The organism is Kitasatospora sp. NPDC018619, from assembly GCF_044391605.1.
Taxonomy (GTDB): Bacteria; Actinomycetota; Actinomycetes; order Streptomycetales; family Streptomycetaceae; genus Kitasatospora.
The window spans coordinates 42,431-63,594 of record NZ_JBISAI010000004.1 but is presented as its reverse complement, the minus strand read 5'-3'; the positions used below and the strand labels follow the sequence as shown (position 1 = coordinate 63,594).

The window sequence follows — 21,164 nt, the reverse complement described above, 5'->3', positions numbered from 1 at the left end:
GGCCCCCGCCCGGCCGGGGGGGGGGGGGCCCCCCCCGGGGGCCCCCCCCCCCCCCCGGGGCCCCCCCCCCGGCCCCCCCCCCCCCCCGGGGGCGGGGGGGGGGGGGGGGCGCCACGGGCGGTTCTCCTCGGTCACATAGGATGTCCGGCCGGAGGGGGGCGGCACGGCGGGGAGAGGACAGGTGCGGGTAGCACGCACGGCACGCACGGCGCGGACGACCACCGACTACGAGGCGACGACCGGACGGATAGCCGGACTGCCGCTGCGGCGGCACCACGTCCTGCTGACCGCCTGGACGGTGCTCTGGTTCTTCCTGGTCGAGCCCAGCGGCGGCTTCTCCTGGCACTACCTGCGCCAGGGCGAGCAACTGCTCTTCAGCGGCCAGCCCGACGGCGGCCTCTCGCTCTACGCCCGCCACCCGGAGCTCCAGATCGGCCCGGTGAGCCTGGCCGCGGCCCGCCTCACCGCCCCGTTCTCCCCGCACACCGGCCAGCTGCTCGCCGAGGCGGTGAGCGCCGGCCTGGGCCTGGTGATGCTGGTCGTGGTCGGCCGCACCGCCGCCCTCTACTACCTCGGCACCGGGACCAACCACCGGCGGCTCCAGCAGCGGCTGCTGATCGCCGGGCTGGCGTTCATCCCCATGTGGGTCGAGGTCTCGGTCCGCTTCGCGCACCTGGACGACGTCCTCGCGCTGTTCTTCACGACCCTCGCCGCCCACGCCCTGGCCCGCGGCAAACCCTTCCAGGTCGCGCTCTTCCTGGCGCTGGCGGTGGATTCCAAGCCCTGGGCGATCGCCTTCGCGCCGCTGCTGCTGGCACTGCCCCGGCCCGCCTGGCTGCGCACCGCGCTCTGGTTCTGCGCCCTGGTGGCCGTCGCCTGGCTGCCGTTCTACCTGGGCAACCTGGACACCATGGCGGCCGCCAAGTTCACCATCCCGAACCAGCCCGCCTCGGCACTGCGCTGGTTCGGGGTCACCGACCCGGCCACCCCCTGGTGGGACCGGCCGACCCAGTTCGCGCTCGGCATCGGGCTGGGCTGCGTCGCGGTCTGGCGCGGCCGCTGGCCGGCCGTGGTGCTGCTCGGCGCGGACGCCCGCATCCTGCTCGACCCGAGCGTCTACACGTACTACACGGCCTCGATCCTGCTCGGCACCCTGCTCTGGGACGCGGTCGGGCAGAAGCGGCTCGTCCCGTGGTGGAGCTGGATCGCGCTGGTCGCGCTGTACGGCGGCACGCTCTTCCTCCCGTCCGACGCGGCCCGGGGCTTCGTCCGGCTGGCCTTCGTGGTGGTCTCCGCCGCGTACGTGCTGTTCTGGCCCACCCAGCGGTCCCGCCGGCAGCGGCCCGGCGCGCCGGGCGCCGGCGGGGGCGCCGGCCACCGGGGCGGGCGGCGCCGGGAGCGGGTGCCGGCCGGCGCCGGGGTCTGAGGCGGGGCCCGTCCCGTCCGCGGCTTGACCCTCACGCGACGTGAGAGCGGAGAGTGGTGGCCGACCAGGGAGGAACTCCGATGACCAGTGAGGGCTACTCGGTCGGCGCCGTGGCGAAGATCGCCAAGGTGACCGTCCGCACCCTGCACCACTACGACGAGATCGGCCTGCTGGCCCCGGCGGGCCGGACCAGGTCCGGCTACCGCCGGTACGTGGACGCCGACCTCGACCGGCTGCAGCAGATCCTCTTCTACCGCGAACTCGGCTTCCCCCTGGAGGAGATCGCGGCGATCCTGGACGACGACTCGGTCAGCCCGACCGAGCACCTCCGGCGGCAGCACCGGCTGCTCACCGACCGGATCAGTCACCTCCAGGAACTCGCCTCAGCCGTCGAACACGCCATGGAGGCACGGAGAATGGGCATTCAGCTGACCCCGGAGGAGAAGTTCGAGATCTTCGGCGAGGGCTACCGGGAGGAGTGGGAGCAGGAGGCCGAGCAGCGCTGGGGCGACACCGAGGCCTGGGCCGAGTCGCAGCGCCGCACCGGCGGCTACTCCAAGGCCGACTGGCAGCGCATCCAGGCCGAGATGGCGGAGCTCAACGAGCGGCTGGCCGCGGCGGTCGCCGCCGGCGAGCCCGCGGACGGCACGGTCGCCACCGACCTCGCCGAGGAGCACCGGCAGCACATCTGCCGCAACTTCTACGACTGCACCTTCACCATCCACCGCGGCCTGGCCTGCCTGTACGTCTCGGACCAGCGCTGGACCGACACCTACGAGCAGCTCGCGCCGGGCCTGGCCCAGTGGCTGCACGACGCCATCGTGGCCAACGCGGACCGGCGCGAGGGGAAGTAGGCCGGGCCGCACCCGCGCCCGGACCCGGCCCCTCAGGCCACCCCGCGCCCGAAGGAGCGCCGGTAGGCGGTCGGGGAGGTGCGCATCACCCGGCCGAAGTGGTGCCGGAAGGTCGCGGCGCTCTCGAAGCCGACCGCCGCGGCGATCTCCTCCACCGTCCCCTCCGGCGACTCCAGCAGCGCCAGACCGGCCGCGATGCGCTGGGTGACGACCCAGCGCATCGGGCTGGTCCCGGTGCGGGCGGTGAAGTGCCGCAGGTACGAGCGGTCCGACATCCGGGCGGCCCGGGCCAGCTGCGAGATGGTCAGCGGGGACGACAGGTGGTCCAGGGCCCACCGCATGCTGCGGGCTATGCCGTCGTCCTCGCCCTCGACCGGGGGGACGGCCGCCTCGACGAACTGGGCCTGCCCGCCGTCCCGGTGCGGTGCCACCACGAAGCGGCGGGCCACCGCGTTGGCGACCTTGGCGCCGTGGTCGCGGCGGACCAGGTGCAGGCAGAGGTCGATGCCGGCCGCGCTGCCCGCGCTGGTCAGCACGTCGCCGTTGTCCACGTACAGCACGTCCGGATTGACCCGCACCGCCGGGTAGCGCTGCTGGAGCAGTTCCGCGTACCGCCAGTGGGTGGTCGCCTCGCGGCCGTCCAGCAGCCCGGCGGCGGCCAGTGCGAAGGCGCCCCCGCAGATCGACACGATCCGGGCGCCTCGCCCGTGCGCGGTGCGCAGGGCCTCGACCAGGGCGGGAGAGACGCCCCCGGCCCGCCCACCGGCAGGCGCCCCCGCGCCGCCGAACGCGTTCGCCACCCCGGGAACCACCACCGTGTCGGCCGCCGCCAGCTCGTCCAGCCCGTAGGGGGCGGTCAGCGTGAAGCCGCCCACCGCGTCCAGCGGCGTCCCGGGCCGGTCGGCGCACACCTTCAGCCCGTACCAGGGCGCCGCCAGCAGCCCGATCAGCTCGGGCCGCGCCAGCCCGAACACCTCGACCACCACGCCGAGCTCGAACGGTGCCATCCCGGGGAAGGCGTACACCGCGATGTCGTGGACCGGCTCCGGGCGCCGGCCGAGGGCCACGGGGACCGGGCCCCGCCGGGCGGCGGGGAGGCCCGCCGGGCCAAGGGCCGTACCGGTCCGGGCACCGACCGGGCCGTCGACGTTCTGCTCGGCCATGCGAACCCCCTGCTCACGGGTGTCGGAATGCCGGTGAGTGTAGCCGTCCCGACCCCTTCGGAACTTTCTTCGAACCCGCCTGCAACCTTCACGCCAGCCGCACGTCCTTTGGTACGGGGGCGGAGGGAGCCCGGCAGAGGGCGGCTGGGAAGATCCCCCCGATCACGATCTTGATCAGGTGACCTGACGGAGCGGCGGCCGCCGTCACCGTCCCGGGGGAAAGCGGAAACGCAGATGTCCATGGCCATCGGGCCGACCGTCGTGCAGGCACGGGGGCGCGGCTTCTCCATCCGAGGAGCGGTCGTCGCACTGTTCGGGGCGCAGGAGGCGGGCGAGCCGCTCGACGGTGCCACCACCGAGCAGGAGGCGAAGCAGCGCCGCTCCGGTTTCCGGCTGCTGCGCGGCGGGCGCAAGTCCGCCGAGGACCGGCCCACGCTGACCGACCTGTACCACGCCCACCGGCTCGGTCTGGTCCGGATGGCGGTCCTGCTGGTCGACCACCAGGACCTGGCCGAGGACGTCGTCCAGGACGCCTTCACCCAGCTCTACCAGCGCTACGGCGAGGAGCTGGACGACCTCGACAACGCGCTCGGCTACCTGCGCACCTCGGTGGTCAACGGCGCCCGCTCGATGCTGCGCCGACGCCGCACCGCCCGCGAGTACGTGCCGCCGCACGTGGCCGACGCCCCGTCCGCCGAGGACCACGCGGTGCTCAACGACGAGCACCGCCGGGTATTGGTGGCCCTGCAGGAGTTGACTCCCCGCCAGCGCGAGGTGCTGGTACTGCGCTACTGGTCCGACCTGTCGGAAGCGCAGATAGCCGAGACCCTGGGGCTGTCCCGGGGTGCCGTGAAGTCCACCGCCAGCCGCGCTCTGGACGCCTTGGAAAAGCACCTGGAGAAGGTTCGATGACCGACAAGCTCCCCCGCCGCACCGGCGGCGACGGTCCGGCCGAGACCCCGACGGAACGGCTGCTCCGCGAGGCGATGACGGCCCGGGCCTCCCTGGTCACCGCGGCCGGCCTGCGCCCGGCCGCTCCCCCGAAGAACCGGGTCCGCAGACTGCGCCCGGTGTACGCCGTGACGGTGCCGCTCGGCCTGGCCGCCGCGATGGCGCTCGGCGTGCTCACCTTCCACGGCGAGCCGGTCGCCCAGAACGAGGTGCCGCCGCCGGCCGCCACCCTGACCGCCGCGCCGAGCCCGACGCCCGACCCGACCGCCGAGCCCAGCCCGACGGCCGCTCCCACCGACCCGGGCACCCCCACCCAGGACGCGGAGACCGGGGCCCCGCTCGCCGACGGTGTCCCGTCCGGCACCGCCTCCGCCACCAACACCCCGACCAGTGCGGCGAGTTCGTACACCCTTCGGGGTGTGAGGTTTAAGGTCCCGGCGGGCTGGAAGGCCGTCCCGGTCGGGGACGACCGGGTCTGCGTCCTGAGCCCGGGCGCGCCGACCGACCCGCAGCAGGGCTGGGCGGCGGCGAAGTGCGAGCCGTACGGCGTCCTGGTGGTGGCCTACACCGTCGGGGACGAGCCCGACCTCGGCGGAGCGTGGCCGACGATGAACGACCTCGCCGCGCCCTCCGGTTGGGGGCACCAGCCGAACTGCCCGATCTGGGGCCGGCCGTACTTCCCGGAGAGCGGCTACTCCTCGGTCGGCGCCGCCGTGCGGACCAAGTCCACGGTGGGCGGCAAGGCCATCGACAAGACCCAGTGGAACGTCACCTGCAATCCCGGTGACACCTTCACCGCCCAGCTCTGGGGGATGGCGTCGGACCAGGTCTTCGTGGTGGCGAACGGGCTCAAGAGCGACTACCAGTCCGGCCTGACGTCCCTCGTCAACAGCCTGGACGTGAGCGGCCACAAGCCGCCGGCCTCGACCGCGCAGACCGGCAAGGACATCGCGATCACCGTCGACGGCGGCATCGGTGCCGGGCAGAAGGTGTCCAACGGCGGCACCCCGGTGACCTTCACGGTGACGTACCGGAACACCGGTTCGAAGGCCTTCGACAAGGTCGTGCCACTGGTCTACACGAAGGAGTACCCCGGCACGCCGCCGAGCGAGGTGCTCCTGGTGAACCGGGGGAAGCTGGAGCGCCAGGACGGCGGCGGCTGGACGGAGATCCCGCTCGCGGTCGGCGGGGGGATGGACTACGCGATGGTGCGGGAGAACGCGTGGTTCGCGCTCGCCCCGGGCGAGTCCAGGAAGGTGACGTACCGGATGACCCTGGACCCGGTGGACGGGCCCGGGACGATGCCGGTGGCCGTCCAGGCGACGACGCCGTACACCGGCGCCGCGCCGCTGAACGTCCTGAGCGAGGTGACCGTCCCGGTGACGGTCGTGAAGTAGCCGTCCCCGACGGGCCTTCGAGGCGCCGTGACCAGGGCCTCCCCCTGGTCGCGGCGCCTTTCGGCGTTCCGGGGAGGGCGCGCGGAAAATTCTTCGGACCCGCCTGCAACCCCCCGGCGGGATGGACGTCTGTCAGGGTGAGAGGCGGGGAGAGCGAGCCGGCGGAGCCGGGGGGCTCGGGCCGGCTCCTCGTCGGCGCGAGAGCAAGGCGCCCGATCACCCGATCACCATCACCATGACCTGTGTCCTTGGGGGGACTGTTACATGAACGCGTCCGTTATCGCCCGTATTGCGAAGATCATCCCGCTGGCCGTCGTCGCCGCCGTCGGTGTCACCGCCTGCGGCCCGACCGACGGCGGGGCCTCCGTCGCCGCCTCCGCCCCTGTCGCCGTCCCGGCCGTCACCTCCTCGGCCACCCCCGGCGCGGGCGCCGTCCCGACCACCCCCGCGACCGCCGAGGCCGCGCCGACCACCGAGGCCGCGCCGACCACCGGGGCGGCCCCGGCCGCCGGCACCCCGGCCGGGCAGGCCCCCGCGGCCGCGGTCGCCAGGACGGACGTCAAGGCCGCCGCGAAGGCCGCCGCCGAGCCCGCCGCGCCGAAGCCCGCCGCCCCGTCCGGCGCGAGCGGCATCGGCATCACCTTCGGCGGCCTGGCCGAGGGCGGGAGGATCGGGCTGAACGAGCTGGTCCCCTTCACCGTCACCTGGAAGAACAACGACGCCACGGGCACCCGCAGCGTGGCCCCGGTGGTGGCGACCCAGCAGTACGAGGGCGCGCCCTGCACCGTCCTGCTCGCGATGGCGGACGGAACCCTGGAGCGCAAGGACGCCTCCGGCTGGAAGACGCTGGACCACCTCAGCCAGGGCGGCGGGATGGACTACGCGGGCACCGCCGACGACGCGGCCTTCACCCTGGCGGCCGGCGAGAGCCGGACCATCGAGTACCGGATGCGGCTGTCCCTGGCCAACCGTCCGGGCCGGCTCGCGATCGAGGCGGACGCCCCCGTGCCGCACTCCCGGGACTACCGCGACATGGCGAGGGCCGTGCTGAACACCGCGGTCGTGGACAGCCACAGCCCGCGGCTGCTCTCGGTGATGCCGCCGGCCAAGGGCGTGATCACCACCGATCCGGTCCCGTTCAGCTTCCGGGTCTCCTCGCCGGACGGCACCGCGGGCCTGCGCCCCCGGGTGACCGTGCGCAGCTCCGCGCTGCTGACCCCGGACGACGTGACGGTGGAGGCCCGGATCGGCGACGTGTGGAAGCCGGTCGAGCTGAAGGACGACTGCGGCCTGGTCACGGTCGATCCGAACGTGCCGGGCGTCCGCGACGGCGGCACCGTCGAGTACACCTTCCGGGCCACGTTCAAGCAGGCCCCGGGGAACGGCTCCGACGTGGACATCCGGGTGAGCGCGGCGTCGGACGGCCACCAGTCGGTCGAGCGGTCCGTCCTCCTGCGCGACGCGCGCTGACACCGCACGCCCCCGAGCCGAAGGGCCCGGCCTCCCACTGCTCGGGAGGCCGGGCCCTTCGTCGTGGCGCGGTCAGGCGAGCGAGGCCATCCAGGCCTCGACGTCCTCGGCGCGGCGGGGCAGGCCGGCCGAGAGGTTCTCGTTGCCGTCGGCGGTGACCAGGATGTCGTCCTCGATCCGGACGCCGATGCCGCGGTACTCCTCCGGCACGGTCAGGTCGTCCTGCTGGAAGTACAGGCCGGGCTCCACGGTCAGCACCATGCCGGGCACCAGCAGCGCGTCGACGTGCTCCTCGCGGCGCGAGTGGGCGCAGTCGTGGACGTCCAGGCCGAGCATGTGGCCGGTGCCGTGCAGGGTCCAGCGGCGCTGGAGGCCGAGCTCCAGGACCTTCTCGACGTCGTACACCGAGGCGTCCAGCAGGCCCCAGGCGAGCAGCCGCTCGGCGAGCACGCGCTGCGAGGCCTCGTGGAAGTCGCGGAACCGGGCGCCGGGCTTCACCGCGGCGATGCCGGCCTCCTGGGCGTCGTACACGGCGTCGTAGATCCGGCGCTGGAGCTCGGTGAAGCGGCCGTCGATCGGCAGGCTGCGGGTGACGTCGGCGGTGTAGAGGGTGGCGGTCTCCACGCCCGCGTCCAGCAGCAGCAGCTCGCCCGGGCGCACGTCGCCGTCGTTGCGCACCCAGTGCAGGGTGGTGGCGTGCGGGCCGGCCGCGGCGATGGTGCCGTAGCCGACGTCGTTGCCCTCGACCCGGGCGCGGCGCCAGAAGGTGCCCTCGATCCAGCGCTCCGAGGTGGCGACGGCCTGGCCCAGCTCGCGCACCACGTCGGTGAAGCCCTTGACGGTGGCCTCGCAGGCGGCACGCAGCTCGCCGATCTCCCACGCGTCCTTGACCAGCCGCAGGCCGCTCAGGAACTCCTTGAACTCGGCGTCCCGGTCGGCGTCCAGGGCGTCGGCGAGCGCGGCCTCCAGGCCGGCGTCGTAGCCGCGGACGATGCGGGTCGGCACGGCCGGGTCGGCGGCCTTCGCCGCCAGCTCCTCGGCGGCCTTGCGCACGTCGCGGGCAGGCAGGCCGAGCAGCTGCTCCTGCTCGGCCAGGCTGTGCCGGCGGCCGACCCACAGCTCGCCGTAGCCGTCCAGCCAGAACTCGCCGTTCTCGCGGTTCGAGCGGGGCAGCAGGTAGAGCGTGAAGTCGTGGCCGGCGGCGCCGGTCGGCTCGCCGACCAGCACCGCGTCCTCGGTCTGGTCGCCGGTGAGGTGGACGTACTCGCTGGCGGCGCGGAACGCGTAGTCGGTGTCGTTGGAGCGGACCCGCAGGTTGCCGGCCGGGACGACCAGGCGCTCGCCGGGGAAGGCGGCGGACAGCCTGGCGCGGCGCTCGGCGGCGTACGGGGCCTGGGCGACGGGGGCGAGGCCGTGCAGCTCGGTGTCGGCCCAGCCGGACTTCATCGAGGCGGCGAGCTCGTCGGAGATGTCGCCGTAGAGACCGTTCTTGCGGCCCTTGTACTGCTCAGCCTCGTCGCCGCCCTCGGCCTCGGGGTTCTCGGCCACCGCGGGGGTACGGTCCTCGGTCACGTGCAACGCCTCCTTGGGGGTGGTACCGCCGCCCCTCGGGGGAGGTGTCGGGTCGCGACACGCGCGGGCGGCCGTGCGTCCATGGTACGGACGCCCGGCCGCCCGTCCGTTCCGGGTCCGAACGGTCACTCGAAGCGGGCCGCCAGCAGCATCAGGTCGTCGGTGGCCGTGCCCGCGGCCTCCGGGCCGGGGCAGACGGACAGCAGGTGGGCGCAGAGCCGGTCCGGGTCGATCCGCACGTCCCGCGAGGCGTCGGCGGCGGCCCGGCGCAGGTTGGCCTGCCCGGCGTGCAGGGTCGGGCCGCAGCGGCGGGCCAGGCCCTCGGTGTAGAGCAGCAGGGTGTCGCCGCGCTCGGCGAGGAACTCCACGCCGGGCGCCTCCCAGCAGGCCAGCATGCCGAGCGGGGCGGAGAGCGAGGTCTCCACGAACTCGGCGCCCTGCCGGCCGACCAGCACCGGCGGGCAGTGCCCGGCGCCGGCCAGGGTGATCCGGCGCTCCTCGGGCTCGATCCAGGCGTAGACGGCGGTGGCGGTGCGGGACGGCTCGGTGGTCTTGAGCAGCAGCTCCAGGTCCCCCAGGACGGAGACCGGGTCCTCGCCCTCCAGCACCGCGTACGCCCGCAGCGCGGACCGGACCCGGCCCATCGCGGCGGCCGCGCCCGGGGCGGAGCCGGGGCCCGCGCCGGGGCCGTCGCCGGACACCGAGCCGACGGTGAGGCCGATGGTGCCGTCCGGCAGCGGGATCGCGTCGTACCAGTCGCTGCCGGTGGAACGCTCCAGCCCGGCGGGCACGAGCCGGGCGGCCAGCCGCAGCCCGGGGGCCTGGGGGAGCCGGTCCGGCAGCAGGCCGCGGCGCAGCGCCTCGGTGGTGCGCGAGATCCGGTCCGCCTCCAGCTGCTTGGCGAGCAGCGGGGCGGCGATCCCGCAGTACTGGCGGGCCAGTTCGCGCTGGCAGTCGGTGGGGCCGGCGGGCTCGTCGTAGAACCAGAGGGCGGCGGCGAGCGGGCCGTCCTCGGCGGTGGCAAGCGGCAGGCCGTAGGCGCCGCCGAGGCCGAGGTGGACGGCCAGCTCGCGCAGCCGGGCGCCGATGGCCGGGTCCTCGGCGAGGTCGGGGGAGTGCAGCAGGGCGGGCCGGTCCCGCTCGCGCAGCAGCCGGGCCAGCAGGCTCTGCTCGGTCGGGACGGTCTCCAGGGCGCCGAGGCTGGCGCGGTCGAGGCCGAAGCCGACCGGCTGCCCGGGCCCGCCGCCGGGCCTGCGGGTGACGAGCATGCCGCGGCGGGCGCCGAGCAGGTCGGCGCCGGAGGCGAGGACGGTGTCCAGGGTGGCGGCCAGGCCGCGGGCGCGGGCGAGCCGCTCGGTGTGCTCGTGCAGGCTGGTGAAATCGGACAGGCGTCCGGCCAAACGGTCCTGCACCGCGGCGGACGGCTCCGTGCGGTCCTCCGCCGCGCCGTCCGGGGCGTCGGCGGGGCCGGGCAGGTCCGGCGGGTCGAGGACGGTGAGCCCGCCTGTGCAGCCGGGCTCACCCGGCTCGGCGGTCATCGCCGACGGGACGGCCGCCGACGGGTGGGACTCGTTCATGCCGTCACTCCTGACGCGGTGCTACGTGCCATGCGAAACCCCCAGGTACGGCCAATGTGGAGCGAGCACGGCCAAAGGGCGTGATTCGCCTCGATTCGCTACTACTCGTCATTGATCGACAGCAATGCCACCACTTCTACACAGGCCATTCGGGGCATGTCCAGATCCAGGACGACGCGGTGGCCGGTTCCACATCGATCGCGACCCGGTCGGGGGGCGTGCGGGGCCGTGCGCGCGCCGTCGGGCCGGGAGGCATGGAGCGGGCCGCGAACGGGCAGAACCCGGAGGACGGCCCGGGCGGCCGTCCGGATCGTATGTCCGTGCCGCCCGCGGGCCGGGTCGGCCGGAACTCTCTCACTCGTACGGTGGAACCAAGCGCGCCCGGGCGGCGTCCATCCGGTCGCGTACGGGATTCTCGTTCCAAGGGCCGTGTCGGTGCGCGGCCCCTCATGTCGTGCTCCACCCCCCGCTTCCCGTCGAAGCCGCGCCGTCCGCCCTGCCGCCCACCCCGCTCCGTGCCGCCCGGGGCCGTTGTCGCGGCCGGCCCGCGCGGAGGATCCCGACGGACGCCGGCGGAGCGGAGCGAACCGAGCGGTCAGGGAAAGGAACGAGCGCCATGCGTGAGAACCCGAAGGACCGGTCGGAGGAGCGCTCCGCCCGGCTGGCCGCGGCCCTGGCGGCCGCCGTCGACCACCGTTGGCCCGTGGTGCCGGGCGCCGTGCTGCGCGACGGCCGTTGCTCCTGCGGGGACCCGGACTGCACCGTCCCCGGCGCGCACCCGCACGACCCCTCGCTGCTGGCCGCCACCACGGACGCCCGGATGGTGCGCTGGTGGTGGGAGCGGCAGAGCCCGGACGCACCGGTGCTGACCGCCACCGGCTCGGCGGTCTCGGCGGTCAGCCTGCCCGCGGCGGCCGGCGCCCGGGCCCTGGCCTACCTGGGCGCGCTGCGGCTGCCGCTCGGCCCGGTGCTGGCCATGCCGGGCCGCTACGCGCTGCTGGTGGCCCCGTACTCGCTGGACGTGCTCGGCGAGATGCTCGCGCAACTGCCCTGGGTGCCGGGATCGTTGCGCTACCACGGCACCGGCGGGTTCCTGCCGCTGCCGCCCGGCGGTGCGGCCGTCGGCGTCCCGCCGTCCGGAGGCTGGGGCAGGGTGCGCTGGGTGCTGGCGCCGCGACCGGGCGTCGGCGGCGGGGTCTGGCTGCCGCAGGTCGGGCCGCTGCTGGGGGAGTTGGTGGAGGCGACGGTCCGGCTGGACAGCGGACGCTCGGCCTACTGAGGCACCGGGGCCGGGCGGGGCGCGGGCCCCGCGTCGAGGCCCTCGGCCGGGCCCGGTGCCGGGGCCCTCGACCGGGCCGCCCCGGAAAACAAAAGATCCGACCGCTGGCGACGGGGGATGCACCAGCGGCCGGACTCTTTAGACAGTAACAAGGATCCGCGCCCGCGCCAATTTCCAAGACGCCCTCCAGGCCCGGAAATTGCGCGTTCACCGCGACAATGTGACACGTATCACGCGGATCCCTGCGCGCTTTAGTTCAAAGTGACCTGACGGTTCACCAGGTTCGCCCGGGCGCGCCGCTCCTCGGCGGTCAGCGGGGTGCCGTCGGCCAGCACGGCGGCGAGCCGCTCGGCGAACCCGGCGGCCGGCTTCTCGCAGTCGGCGGCGGTCATCCCGAGCGGGAGGTCCCAGACCGGGACGGTCAGGCCGTGCGCGCGGAACGAGCCGACCAGCCGGGTGTCCGCGCCGAGCGAGGCCTCGCCGGCCGCGTTCAGCCGGGCCAGCGCGTCCAGCAGCTGCTCCTCGGGCACGGTCATCACCCAGCGCAGGTGGTTCTTGTCCGGGGTGCCGCACCAGTAGGCGGCGTCCACGCCGGCGAGCTTCTCGGTCGGGATGGCCGAGGCGTTGGCGCGCTCCAGTGACGCGGCGACCTCGCCGGTGGCCGCCTCGGCGTCCTCCAGCCAGAACTCGAAGCCGGTGTGCACGGCGGGCTCGAACGGGGCGGTGGTGTCCAGCAGGTCCTGGAGGCGGCGCCCGCCCGGGACGGTCCGGCGGGCCGGCACCGGGCTGCCGGGCTCGGTGGCCAGGGCCAGCTCCAGGGCGTCCGCGAGGTCGCGGCTGAGGTCGCCGGAGGCGGACTGCGTCTGGAGGCCGAGCAGGATCGAGCCGTCCTGGCGGCGCAGGGCCGGCCAGGCCAGCGGCAGCACGGTGGCCAGGGTCACCGACGGGACGGCGCCGGTCGCGCCCTCGGCCACTCCGGCGGCCAGCGTCAGCGGCACGGTCGCGGCGGGCACCAGCTCGCGCAGGGCCACCCAGTCGGCCTCGCCCGGCAGGCCCTCGAACGGGCGGTGCACCAGCTCCTGCACCGCGTGCGAGGCCTCCCGGCCGTGGCACGCCTTGTACCGGCGGCCCGAGCCGCAGGGGCAGTCCTCGCGGGCCCCGACCACGGGGATCTCGCCCGTGACGGCGGTGGTGGACTGGCGCTGCGGCGCCTTCTTGGCGGCCTTCTTGCCCATGCTGCGGCTCTCCCGGGAACGTGGTGCTGTGTCCCGGGAAGCCTAACGACACATCCCCCGGGCCCGGCTCACGCGCTACGGGCATCGCCCCCGGTGCGCCGGGCGTGCCGGGCCCGGGCGGGCAGCGCCGCCCAGACCGTGACCTCGCCGGGTGCGTCGCGCACGCCCCAGTCGCTGGCCAGCTGGTCGACGATGCCCAGGCCGCGGCCGCCGCGCGAGGTCAGCGAGGGGCTCGCGGGCAGCGGCCGGGTGGCCGCCCCGCCGTCCGTGACCTCCAGGGTGAGCACCCCGTCGGCGTGCAGCTGCCAGCGCACCAGCACCCCGCCGTCCGGCTCCTCGGAGCCCTCGGCGGGCTTCGGGCCGGGGGCGGCGCCCGCCCCGGAGGGGACGCCGACCAGCACCTGTCCGAGCACCTCGACCCGGGTGCTGCGGCCGAGGGCCGGCAGCGGGCCGAGCGGACGGGCGTACCGGCAGGCGTTGCTCAACAGTTCGGAAAGGATCAGAACAGCATCGTCGATGACCGGTTCGGGTATCTGCCGGTCACCCAGATCTCGACGCAGTCGGCGCCGTGCGACCCCGACACTCGCTGGGCCGTGCGGCACTGCCATGGTCGATGAAGTCGGCACTTCACGCGCCACCATCAACGCCACCCCCGGACCTCCTTCAGCGTATGCCGAGGGAGAGATGCCCCTTGGTAATGCGTCGGAAACGAGCACCGGACGATCCTGCGAGCCCATTTCGAGTGTCGCTTCGAGTGCCACGACCGACGGTCGACATCAGGTCATTCCGTGCTCACCCTCCGTCGCTCGGACGCCGGAATTCCGGCAATTTCGTGCGAGGAAGGTTTGACCGCCGACCAGCGAGCCCGTCCGCGGGGTGCCGCCCGAGGGCCCCGACGGATCGCGGGCGGATCACCGGCCGAGCTGCGCCAGCACCTCCGCGGGCCGGTTGGTGATGATCGCGGACACCCCGAGCTCCAGGCAGAGCTCGACGTCGGCCGGCTCGTCCACCGTCCACACGTGCACCTCGTGCCCGAGCTCGCGCAGCCGGGTCACCAGCTGCGGACGGGCCCGCACCAGCTCGATGCCCGGGCCGGCGATCCGCGCCCCGCCCGGCAGCGGCGAGCCCGCGCGCAGCCGGCCGAGCACCAGCGTCCGCTCGAACAGGAAGACCCGCCGGTACTGCGGGGCGGCTGCGGCCACCCGGTTCAGCGCGATCGAGGAGAAGCTCATGATCCGGGCGGACGGGCGGCCGCCCTCCGGGGTCGCGCCGATCCCGAAGCGCTCCAGGGCCCGCAGCAGTTCGGTCTCCACCCGGCCGCGGAAGCGCACCGGGTGCTTGGTCTCGATCGCCAGCTCCACCGGGCGGCCGCACTCCGCCACCAGCTCCAGCAGCCGCTCCAGCCGCAGCACGCCGCGCAGCTCCGGGTCGGTGCTGGGGCGGCCGGTCTTCCAGGCGCCGAAGTCGTACGCCTCCAGCTGGGCGAGGGTCATCGCCGAGACGGTGCCCCGGCCGTCGGAGACCCGGCCGATCCGGCGGTCGTGCACGCAGACCAGCGCGCCGTCGGCGGTGACCCGCACGTCGCACTCCAGCGCGTCCGCGCCCTCGTCGAGCGCGCGCCGGTAGGCCGCGAGGGTGTGCTCGGGCAGGACGTGGGAGGAGCCGCGGTGGGCGATCACCTGGACGGCGGGCACCGTGCGCGCCGCCCTCGGGGGCAGGTCTGTGCTGGTCACGGCCCCAACGATAGGCGGCGGAGGTGAAGCGCGGACGAAGACGGCCCCAACCCGTGGGGCCGTCTTCGTTCCCGGCCGGGCCCGGCCCGGCTCCGGACGGCTCAGCTCCGGACGGCCCGGCTCCGGGCGGCGCGGCGGCGGGCCAGCGGGGTGAGCGCCCAGGTGGCCAGGGCGGGCACCAGGAAGGCGAACAGCGAGGCGGAGGTCCACTCCTGCGGGGTGAAGTGCAGCGCCTCCCGGACGGAGGTCCAGAAGCCCGTCCACCAACCCGCGACCCCGGTCGGCGCGATGAGCTGGTAGACCGCGAAGCCCAGCGCCCACGGCAGCAGCATCAGCCAGCGCGACGGCGCGTCGGCGGAGAGGTCCCAGCCGCGACGGCCGGCGCCGAGGAAGTAGTCCACCACCAGCACCGCCAGCAGCGGCACGAACACCGAGCCGATCAGGCCGAGGAAGCCGTAGTAGGTGTCGGTGAACTCGTCGATCTGCAGCGCCAGCACGGTGGTCAGCGCGCCGATCGCGCCGGAGAGCACCCGGCGGTCCGCCCTCGGCAGCAAGTTCTGCACCGACATCGCGGTCGAGTACACGTTGGCGAAGGACTGGTCGGTCTCGCGCAGCACCAGCACCAGCAGGAACAGCCAGCCGGCCCAGACCCCGAGGAAGGAGTCGAAGATCCGGTTCGGGTCGCCGTCCGACCGCAGCAGCGCCATCAGGCCGAGCACGTAGCACCAGACCTGGGCGATCGTGTAGCCGGAGAAGCTGCCCCAGAACGCCGAGCGCGGGGTGCGCGAGTGCCGGGTGTAGTCGGCGGCCAGCGGGACGAAGGAGACCGACACCGCGATCATCGCGTCGGTCGCGCCCAGGAAGCCGTGCCAGTTGCCCGCGCCCGGGTCCGGCACGCCCTGGCGGCCCAGCTGGACGGTGAAGTACACCATCGCCACCGCGACCGCCCCGGCCACGAAGCGGCGCAGCACCGCGATCGAGCCCAGCGGCCAGATGGTCAGCGCGGTGGTCAGCGCGCCCGCGAGCAGGACGAACAGCCAGCGGTAGCCGCTGGTGTGCGCCACGGTCTGCGCGCCCGCCGAGATGGTCAGCAGCTCGAACACGCCCCAGCCGACGCACTGCACGATGTTCAGCACCGTCGGCAGGTACGACAGCCGGGTGCCGAACAGCCCGCGCAGGTTCGCCATCGCGGGGGCGCCGGTGCGGGCGCCGATCAGCGCGGCCACGCCGAGCATCGCGGTGCCGACCGCGGTGCCGACGGTGATCGCGGTGACCGCCGCGGCCAGCGACAGCTCGCTGCCGCGGGCGCCGAGCACGGTGGCGGCGGTGGAGAAGCCGATCAGGCTGACGCCCAGGTTCATCCAGAGCGCGAAGTGGTCCCGGAACCGCAGCGTGCGCGGCGGCTCGGTGTCCAGTACCAGGGGCGCCTCCACGTGCTCGGCGCGCCTGGAGGGGTCCAGGACGGCGGTGGCCGCGGACCGGGAGGAGTCCCCGGAGGAGGGCGCACCCGAAGGAGAGGATGGCGAAGCAGGCGGCATGGCCGATACTCCCTACGCCGGCATTACCCGGACAGGTTCCGGCGGTCTGCGCCCCCTCGACCGCCCGCCGTCCCGGTGGCGTACGGTCGTCATGCGCACTCTCAGCCTGGTGGGTCCAAGCTCCCGCGTGTCAGTTGTGAGCGACAGGCTAACCGGCACGGGGTCGAACACCCAAGGCCGAGGGCGCGCGGTCCGCATCGCGGGACGTCCGGCGGGGGAGGGGAGCCTCGGCCGTCGGTACCGGTGTCGGTGCCGGCTAAGGATTCTTATGAGTTCTTCAGAGGGGTCCTTACGGCAATCGAATCGACAGTGCGAAAAACTATGGTCCTTGGTTCTGCCAGCTATGGAGGTCGTCCGTGAGCACCGAGCGCGAGGTTGGGCCCACCGGGCCGCAGGGGGAGCAGCCCGCCGGCCGGGGAGCGGCCGAGTCCGTTTCCGAAGGCCCCGCTCAGGGCGGGCACCAGCCGACCATGGCCTTCCGGCGGGTGCCGGAGCAGGAGACGGGCGCGGTCGAGGCCGCCGCCGCCGAGTCGGCGCCGGCCGCCGACGGGGCCGAGGGCGCCCCGGCCGCGGGCGGGCACAAGCCCACCGTCGCCTTCACCAAGGTGCCCGCACCGGAGGCGCCGGCCGCGCCCGCCGCGGCGGAGCCGGCCGTGGACCCGGCCACCGGCTACATCGACGCGCCGCCGCCCGTCCTGCCGCCCGCCCCGCCCGCCGCCCCGGCCGGGCCGCCGACCGGCAACCCGTACGCCACCCCGAGCCACGGCGTGCCCGCCGCCGGTGCGCACGAGGGGTACGGCGCCGCCCCGGCCGCGCCCGCCGCCCCCGGCCACCACCCCTTCGGGGCCGGCCAGCCGCTCGGCGGCTGGGGCCCCGCCCACGACTCCGCCCCCGGCGGTGCGGGCTACCCCGGCGGCCCGGCGGGCCCGCTCGGCTACCCGGCGGACCACGCCGGCGGCCCCGGCGGCCCGCGCCGCAGGCGCAACGGCCTGGTCGGCCTGGTCGCGGCCGTCGCACTGGTCGCCGGCGTGGCCGGCGGAGCGGTGGGCGTGACCGTCGCCGACCGCGGCGACAGCGTCAGCTCCGCGAACGACCACCGCAGCACCACCGTCCAGGCCAGCGACACCCAGAAGAACGAGCCCGTCCCCGGCTCGATCGCCGCCATCGCGCAGAAGGCGCTGCCCAGCGTCGTCACCATCAAGGCGCAGGGCAACGGCGAGTCCGGCACCGGCACCGGCTTCGTCTTCGACACCGAGGGGCACATCCTCACCAACAACCACGTCGTCGCGCCGACCCTCGGCGGCGGGAAGCTGACCGTCAAGTTCGCCGACGGCAGCGCCTACAGCGCCTCGGTGCTGGGCCACGCCGAGGGCTACGACGTCGCCGTGATCAAGATCGACAACCCGCCGAAGGCCAAGCTGGCCCCGCTGCCGCTGGCCGACTCCGACAAGGTCAACGTCGGCGACGCCACCGTCGCGATCGGCGCGCCGTACGGCCTGGAGTCCACCGTCACCAGCGGCATCATCAGCGCCAAGGACCGCCCGGTGGCCTCCGGCGACGACACCGGCTCGCAGGCCTCGTACATGAACGCCCTGCAGACCGACGCCTCGATCAACCCCGGCAACTCCGGCGGCCCGCTGCTCGACTCCGGCGGCGCGGTGATCGGCATCAACTCGGCGATCCAGTCCAACGCCTCCGCCAACGGCCGGGCCGGCAGCATCGGCCTGGGCTTCGCCATCCCGATCAACCAGGCCAAGTGGGTCGCGGATACCCTGATCAAGACCGGCAAGCCGGTGTACGCCAAGCTCGACGTGCTGCGCAACGACGACTACAAGGGCGACGGCGCGCAGATCCAGACCAAGGACATCCAGGGCCAGCCCGCCGTCACCCCCGGCGGCGCGGCCGACAAGGCCGGCCTCAAGCCGGGCGACGTCATCACCAAGCTCGGCGGCGTCCCGATCGAGAACGGCCCCGCCCTGGTCAGCCGGATCTGGACGCACAAGCCCGGGGAGACCGTCGACGTCGAGTACACCCGCAACGGCCAGACCCTCAGCACCAAGGTCACCCTCGGCCAGCGCGAGGGCGACCAGCCGTGACCCCGCGCGCACCGGAACGTGTGCGCCGAACCCCGCCGGACCCGTTAGGCTGACCTCCGCCTGGAGAGCTGCCCGAGCGGCCTAAGGGAACAGTCTTGAAAACTGTCGTGCGGTGACCCCGTACCGTGGGTTCGAATCCCACGCTCTCCGCCGGTAGGGAACCACCTGCTCAGGGCGGGTGCCGACATCGTTCGGCACCCGCCCTCGGTGTTTGTCCCGCGGCCGCCGCGGGCGCGGTTGACCCTGACACGGTGGCAGGCGATGGAGTGGTCGCACCATGTTGAACATCGGAGACTTCGCCAGCCACGGCCGGGTGTCGGTACGGATGCTGCGCCACTACGACGCGATCGGGCTGCTGCGGCCCGCCCGGGTGGACCCGGTCAGCGGGTACCGCTTCTACGAGGCGTCCCAACTGGCCCGGCTGAACCGGGTGATCGCGCTCAAGGAGCTCGGCTTCACCCTGCAGCAGGTACGCGCCGTCCTGGACGAGCGGGTGGACGCGGCCGAGCTGCGCGGGATGCTGCGGCTGCGGCGGGCCCAGCTCGCCGCGGCGATCGCGGCCGACGAGCTGCGACTGGCCCGGGTGGAGGCGAGGCTCCGGACGATCGAGAGCGAGGGGACCATGTCCGCGCACGATGTCGTGGTGAAGCCGGTGCCGTCCGTCCGGGCGGCCCAACTGACCGCGGTGGCCGCGAGTTACGAGCCGGAGGACATCGGACCGGTGATCGGGCCGCTGTTCGCGGAGCTCTGCGGGCGGCTGGCCCGGGCCGGGGTCGAGGCGGCCGGCCCGTCCGTCGCCCGCTACCAGGACGCGCCGGAGGGCGCCGGCGCTGTGCTGGTGCTGGCCGCCGTCCCGGTCGGCCCGTCGGTGCGCGCGGGCGCGCACGACTTCGAGGTGGTCGACCTGCCGGCGATCGAGGAGGCGGCGACGATCGTGCACCGCGGCCCGATGGACGAGGTGCTCGGCGCCGGCCAGGAGCTGGCCCGCTTCATCGAGGAGAACGGCTACCGCTCGGCCGGCTACGCCCGGGAGCTGTACCTGGAGTGCCCGCAGGACCCGGCGGGGTGGGTCACCGAGCTCCAGGAGCCGGTGGTCCGCCGGTAGCCGTCGGCCCGGCCGGGTGCGCTCCGCGGCCCGCGCGCCCGGCCCCGTCCGCCGGTGCGCCCGCCCTGTGGCCCACTTGCCCGGCCCCCGCCCGCCGGGCAGAGTGCGGAGGGCGGGGGCCGGGCGCGAGCGGAGGCGGCGATGGGTGATCTGACGGACCGACTGGCGCAGGGCCTGCCCGAGGGGGCCGTCGTGGTGGACCCGGACGTGACCGCCGCGTACCGCCACGACATGGCGGGCTTCTGCCCGGCCGGGCAGCCCGCGGCGGTGGTGTTCCCGGAGACGGTCGAGCAGGTGCAGCACGTGCTGCGCACCGCGACCGAACTGCGCGTCCCCGTGGTGCCGCAGGGCGCCCGGACCGGGCTGTCCGGGGCGGCGAACGCGGTGGACGGCTGCGTCGTGCTCTCGCTGGTGAAGCTGGACCGGATCCTGGAGATCGACCCGGTGAACCGGATCGCGGTGGTCGAGCCCGGCGTGGTGAACGCCGAACTCTCCCGCGCCGCCGAGGAGGTGGGCCTCTCGTACCCGCCGGACCCGTCCAGCTGGGAGTCCTGCACGATCGGCGGCAACATCGGCACCGGGGCCGGCGGGCTCTGCTGCGTGAAGTACGGCGTCACCAGCGAGTACGTGCTCGGGCTGGACGTGGTGCTGGCGGACGGGCGGCTGCTGTCCACCGGCCGCCGGACCGCGAAGGGCGTCGCCGGGTACGACCTGACCAGGCTGTTCGTCGGTTCGGAGGGGACGCTCGGCGTGGTGGTCCGGGCGGTGCTGGCGCTGCGGCCCGCCCCCGCCCCGCAGCTGGCGCTGGCGGCCGAGTTCCCGAGCGCGGACGCGGCCGGGGCGGCGGTCTGCGAGGTGATGGCGCGCGGGCTGAGCCCGTCGCTGATGGAGCTGATGGACGCGGTCTCGGTGCGGGCCGTCAACGCGTTGGGGCGGATGGGGCTGCCGGAGTCCACCCGGGCGCTGCTGCTGGTGGCCTTCGACGGGCCGGACCGGGTGGCCGAGCTGGCCAGGACCGCCCGGCTGTGCCGGGAGGCCGGGGCGACCGAGGTGGTGCCGGCCGAGGACCAGGCGGAGTCCGATCTGCTGCTGGCCGCCCGGCGGATGGCGCTGCCCGCACTGGACCGGCTGGGCACCACGATGATCGACGACGTGGCCGTGCCGCGCTCCCGGCTGGCCCGGATGCTGAACGGCGTCGCGGTGATCGCCGAGCGGCACGGGCTGACCATCGGGGTGGTCAGCCACGCCGGGGACGGCAACACCCACCCGATCGTCATCTTCGACGCCTCGGACGCGGAGCAGACGGCCCGCGCCCGGCGCTCCTTCGACGAGATCATGGCGCTCGGGCTGGAGCTCGGCGGAACGATCACCGGCGAGCACGGGGTGGGGCTGTTGAAGCGGGACTGGCTGGCCCGTGAGCTGGGCCCGGTGGCCCTGGACCTCCAACGGCAGCTGAAGGCGGTCTTCGATCCGCTGGGAATCCTGAATCCAGGAAAGATGATCTGATTTTCATGGGGATATCGGCAAAAGTCGACAGGTACGGGTGATCGAACCTTTCAGGGGCGCGCACAAAGTTCGTACGCGCCAGGGTGGTGCGCCCGGCGGGCCACCCTGGCGCCGTCGCGCCGCCGACCAGTCTGCGCGGATTCGGCGGCCGTCCGAGTGAAGTCCCAGCTCGGACGGGGGATGTCGGTGCGTTTGCCGTTTTGTCGGTCCCTATGCGCGGCTGCACTGGATATCACGCGAACGGGCGAAATTCACCGTGGGA

Annotated in this window: 16 protein-coding genes, 1 tRNA gene and 1 riboswitch; of the genes, 10 read left to right on the top strand and 7 right to left on the bottom strand. The window is 74.5% G+C overall.

The annotated features are described in order from the left end of the window. Positions 1-181 precede the first annotated feature (181 nt). A complete protein-coding gene (locus ACH5AR_RS07500; protein WP_396300424.1) occupies positions 182-1,426 on the top strand; it encodes a hypothetical protein in 1,245 nt (414 codons plus the stop codon). A gap of 80 nt (positions 1,427-1,506) precedes the next feature. After that, positions 1,507-2,280: a MerR family transcriptional regulator gene (locus tag ACH5AR_RS07495; protein WP_396300423.1), complete on the top strand. Its 774-nt coding sequence runs from the start codon at positions 1,507-1,509 to the stop codon at positions 2,278-2,280. 32 nt (positions 2,281-2,312) lie between these two features. On the opposite strand, the gene ACH5AR_RS07490 is transcribed toward ACH5AR_RS07495, so the two are convergent. Then, the gene (locus ACH5AR_RS07490; protein ID WP_396300422.1) at positions 2,313-3,443 is read right to left on the bottom strand and encodes a helix-turn-helix domain-containing protein; all 1,131 of its coding nucleotides are present in this window, start codon (positions 3,441-3,443) and stop codon (positions 2,313-2,315) included. A 234-nt stretch (positions 3,444-3,677) separates the two neighbouring features. Here ACH5AR_RS07490 and ACH5AR_RS07485 point away from each other — a divergent pair, with 234 nt between their 5' ends. From ACH5AR_RS07485 to ACH5AR_RS07475, 3 genes are all read left to right on the top strand, one after another. Continuing rightward, positions 3,678-4,355, top strand: coding sequence for an RNA polymerase sigma factor (locus tag ACH5AR_RS07485; RefSeq protein WP_396300421.1), 678 nt, complete (start codon positions 3,678-3,680; stop codon positions 4,353-4,355). Continuing rightward, positions 4,352-5,791: a hypothetical protein gene (locus ACH5AR_RS07480; RefSeq protein WP_396300420.1), complete on the top strand. Its 1,440-nt coding sequence runs from the start codon at positions 4,352-4,354 to the stop codon at positions 5,789-5,791. The genes ACH5AR_RS07485 and ACH5AR_RS07480 overlap by 4 nt, the downstream gene beginning before the upstream one ends. Before the next feature lie 264 nt (positions 5,792-6,055). Next, on the top strand, positions 6,056-7,261 hold the full coding sequence (locus tag ACH5AR_RS07475) for a hypothetical protein (RefSeq protein WP_396300419.1): 1,206 nt from the start codon (positions 6,056-6,058) through the stop codon (positions 7,259-7,261). Between the two features lie 72 nt (positions 7,262-7,333). Here ACH5AR_RS07475 and ACH5AR_RS07470 read toward each other — a convergent pair whose 3' ends face one another. Together ACH5AR_RS07470 and ACH5AR_RS07465 are read right to left on the bottom strand one after the other, a co-directional pair. Beyond that, the gene (locus ACH5AR_RS07470; RefSeq protein ID WP_396300418.1) at positions 7,334-8,833 is read right to left on the bottom strand and encodes an aminopeptidase P family protein; all 1,500 of its coding nucleotides are present in this window, start codon (positions 8,831-8,833) and stop codon (positions 7,334-7,336) included. A gap of 125 nt (positions 8,834-8,958) precedes the next feature. Continuing rightward, entirely contained in the window at positions 8,959-10,410 is a 1,452-nt protein-coding gene (locus ACH5AR_RS07465) for a PP2C family protein-serine/threonine phosphatase (protein ID WP_396300417.1), read from the bottom strand. 616 nt (positions 10,411-11,026) lie between these two features. Here ACH5AR_RS07465 and ACH5AR_RS07460 point away from each other — a divergent pair. Further along, the gene (locus ACH5AR_RS07460) at positions 11,027-11,689 is read left to right on the top strand and encodes a bifunctional DNA primase/polymerase (RefSeq protein ID WP_396300416.1); all 663 of its coding nucleotides are present in this window, start codon (positions 11,027-11,029) and stop codon (positions 11,687-11,689) included. Positions 11,690-11,940: 251 nt separating this feature from the next. Here the strand turns inward: ACH5AR_RS07460 and ACH5AR_RS07455 are convergent, their stop codons facing one another. The 4 genes from ACH5AR_RS07455 to ACH5AR_RS07440 all read right to left on the bottom strand — a co-directional run bounded on the left by ACH5AR_RS07455 (position 11,941) and on the right by ACH5AR_RS07440 (position 16,195). Next, complete coding sequence (locus tag ACH5AR_RS07455) at positions 11,941-12,924, bottom strand: DUF5926 family protein (protein ID WP_396300415.1); 984 nt, start codon at positions 12,922-12,924, stop codon at positions 11,941-11,943. A 68-nt stretch (positions 12,925-12,992) separates the two neighbouring features. Continuing rightward, positions 12,993-13,409, bottom strand: a complete 417-nt coding sequence (locus tag ACH5AR_RS07450) for an ATP-binding protein (RefSeq protein ID WP_396300414.1) — start codon at positions 13,407-13,409, stop codon at positions 12,993-12,995. 426 nt (positions 13,410-13,835) lie between these two features. Continuing rightward, positions 13,836-14,657, bottom strand: coding sequence for a glycerophosphodiester phosphodiesterase (locus ACH5AR_RS07445; RefSeq protein ID WP_396300413.1), 822 nt, complete (start codon positions 14,655-14,657; stop codon positions 13,836-13,838). Positions 14,658-14,758: 101 nt separating this feature from the next. After that, complete coding sequence (locus ACH5AR_RS07440) at positions 14,759-16,195, bottom strand: purine-cytosine permease family protein (protein WP_396300412.1); 1,437 nt, start codon at positions 16,193-16,195, stop codon at positions 14,759-14,761. After that, positions 16,188-16,332: riboswitch (TPP riboswitch) on the bottom strand. (Overlaps the previous gene by 8 nt.) Before the next feature lie 219 nt (positions 16,333-16,551). On the opposite strand from ACH5AR_RS07440, the gene ACH5AR_RS07435 reads away from it, so the two are divergent. From ACH5AR_RS07435 to ACH5AR_RS07420, 4 genes are all read left to right on the top strand, one after another. Beyond that, positions 16,552-18,291 (top strand): S1C family serine protease, encoded by a 1,740-nt coding sequence (locus ACH5AR_RS07435; protein ID WP_396300411.1) that lies wholly within the window; start codon positions 16,552-16,554, stop codon positions 18,289-18,291. A gap of 62 nt (positions 18,292-18,353) precedes the next feature. Next, positions 18,354-18,441: transfer RNA gene (locus ACH5AR_RS07430), tRNA-Ser, on the top strand. Positions 18,442-18,568: 127 nt separating this feature from the next. Beyond that, positions 18,569-19,396, top strand: coding sequence for a MerR family transcriptional regulator (locus tag ACH5AR_RS07425; RefSeq protein WP_396300410.1), 828 nt, complete (start codon positions 18,569-18,571; stop codon positions 19,394-19,396). Between the two features lie 141 nt (positions 19,397-19,537). Then, complete coding sequence (locus ACH5AR_RS07420; protein ID WP_396300409.1) at positions 19,538-20,902, top strand: FAD-binding oxidoreductase; 1,365 nt, start codon at positions 19,538-19,540, stop codon at positions 20,900-20,902. Positions 20,903-21,164 lie beyond the last annotated feature (262 nt).

What these genes read in the sequence shown, in the direction of transcription:
- ACH5AR_RS07495 (WP_396300423.1), top strand. Translation starts at nt 1,507, where the DNA reads ATGACCAGTGAGGGCTACTCGGTCGGCGCCGTGGCGAAGATCGCCAAG.
- ACH5AR_RS07490 (WP_396300422.1), bottom strand. Translation starts at nt 3,443, where the DNA reads ATGGCCGAGCAGAACGTCGACGGCCCGGTCGGTGCCCGGACCGGTACG.
- ACH5AR_RS07485 (WP_396300421.1), top strand. Translation starts at nt 3,678, where the DNA reads ATGTCCATGGCCATCGGGCCGACCGTCGTGCAGGCACGGGGGCGCGGC.
- ACH5AR_RS07480 (WP_396300420.1), top strand. Translation starts at nt 4,352, where the DNA reads ATGACCGACAAGCTCCCCCGCCGCACCGGCGGCGACGGTCCGGCCGAG.
- ACH5AR_RS07475 (WP_396300419.1), top strand. Translation starts at nt 6,056, where the DNA reads ATGAACGCGTCCGTTATCGCCCGTATTGCGAAGATCATCCCGCTGGCC.
- ACH5AR_RS07465 (WP_396300417.1), bottom strand. Translation starts at nt 10,410, where the DNA reads ATGAACGAGTCCCACCCGTCGGCGGCCGTCCCGTCGGCGATGACCGCC.
- ACH5AR_RS07460 (WP_396300416.1), top strand. Translation starts at nt 11,027, where the DNA reads ATGCGTGAGAACCCGAAGGACCGGTCGGAGGAGCGCTCCGCCCGGCTG.
- ACH5AR_RS07455 (WP_396300415.1), bottom strand. Translation starts at nt 12,924, where the DNA reads ATGGGCAAGAAGGCCGCCAAGAAGGCGCCGCAGCGCCAGTCCACCACC.
- ACH5AR_RS07440 (WP_396300412.1), bottom strand. Translation starts at nt 16,195, where the DNA reads ATGCCGCCTGCTTCGCCATCCTCTCCTTCGGGTGCGCCCTCCTCCGGG.
- ACH5AR_RS07425 (WP_396300410.1), top strand. Translation starts at nt 18,569, where the DNA reads ATGTTGAACATCGGAGACTTCGCCAGCCACGGCCGGGTGTCGGTACGG.
- ACH5AR_RS07420 (WP_396300409.1), top strand. Translation starts at nt 19,538, where the DNA reads ATGGGTGATCTGACGGACCGACTGGCGCAGGGCCTGCCCGAGGGGGCC.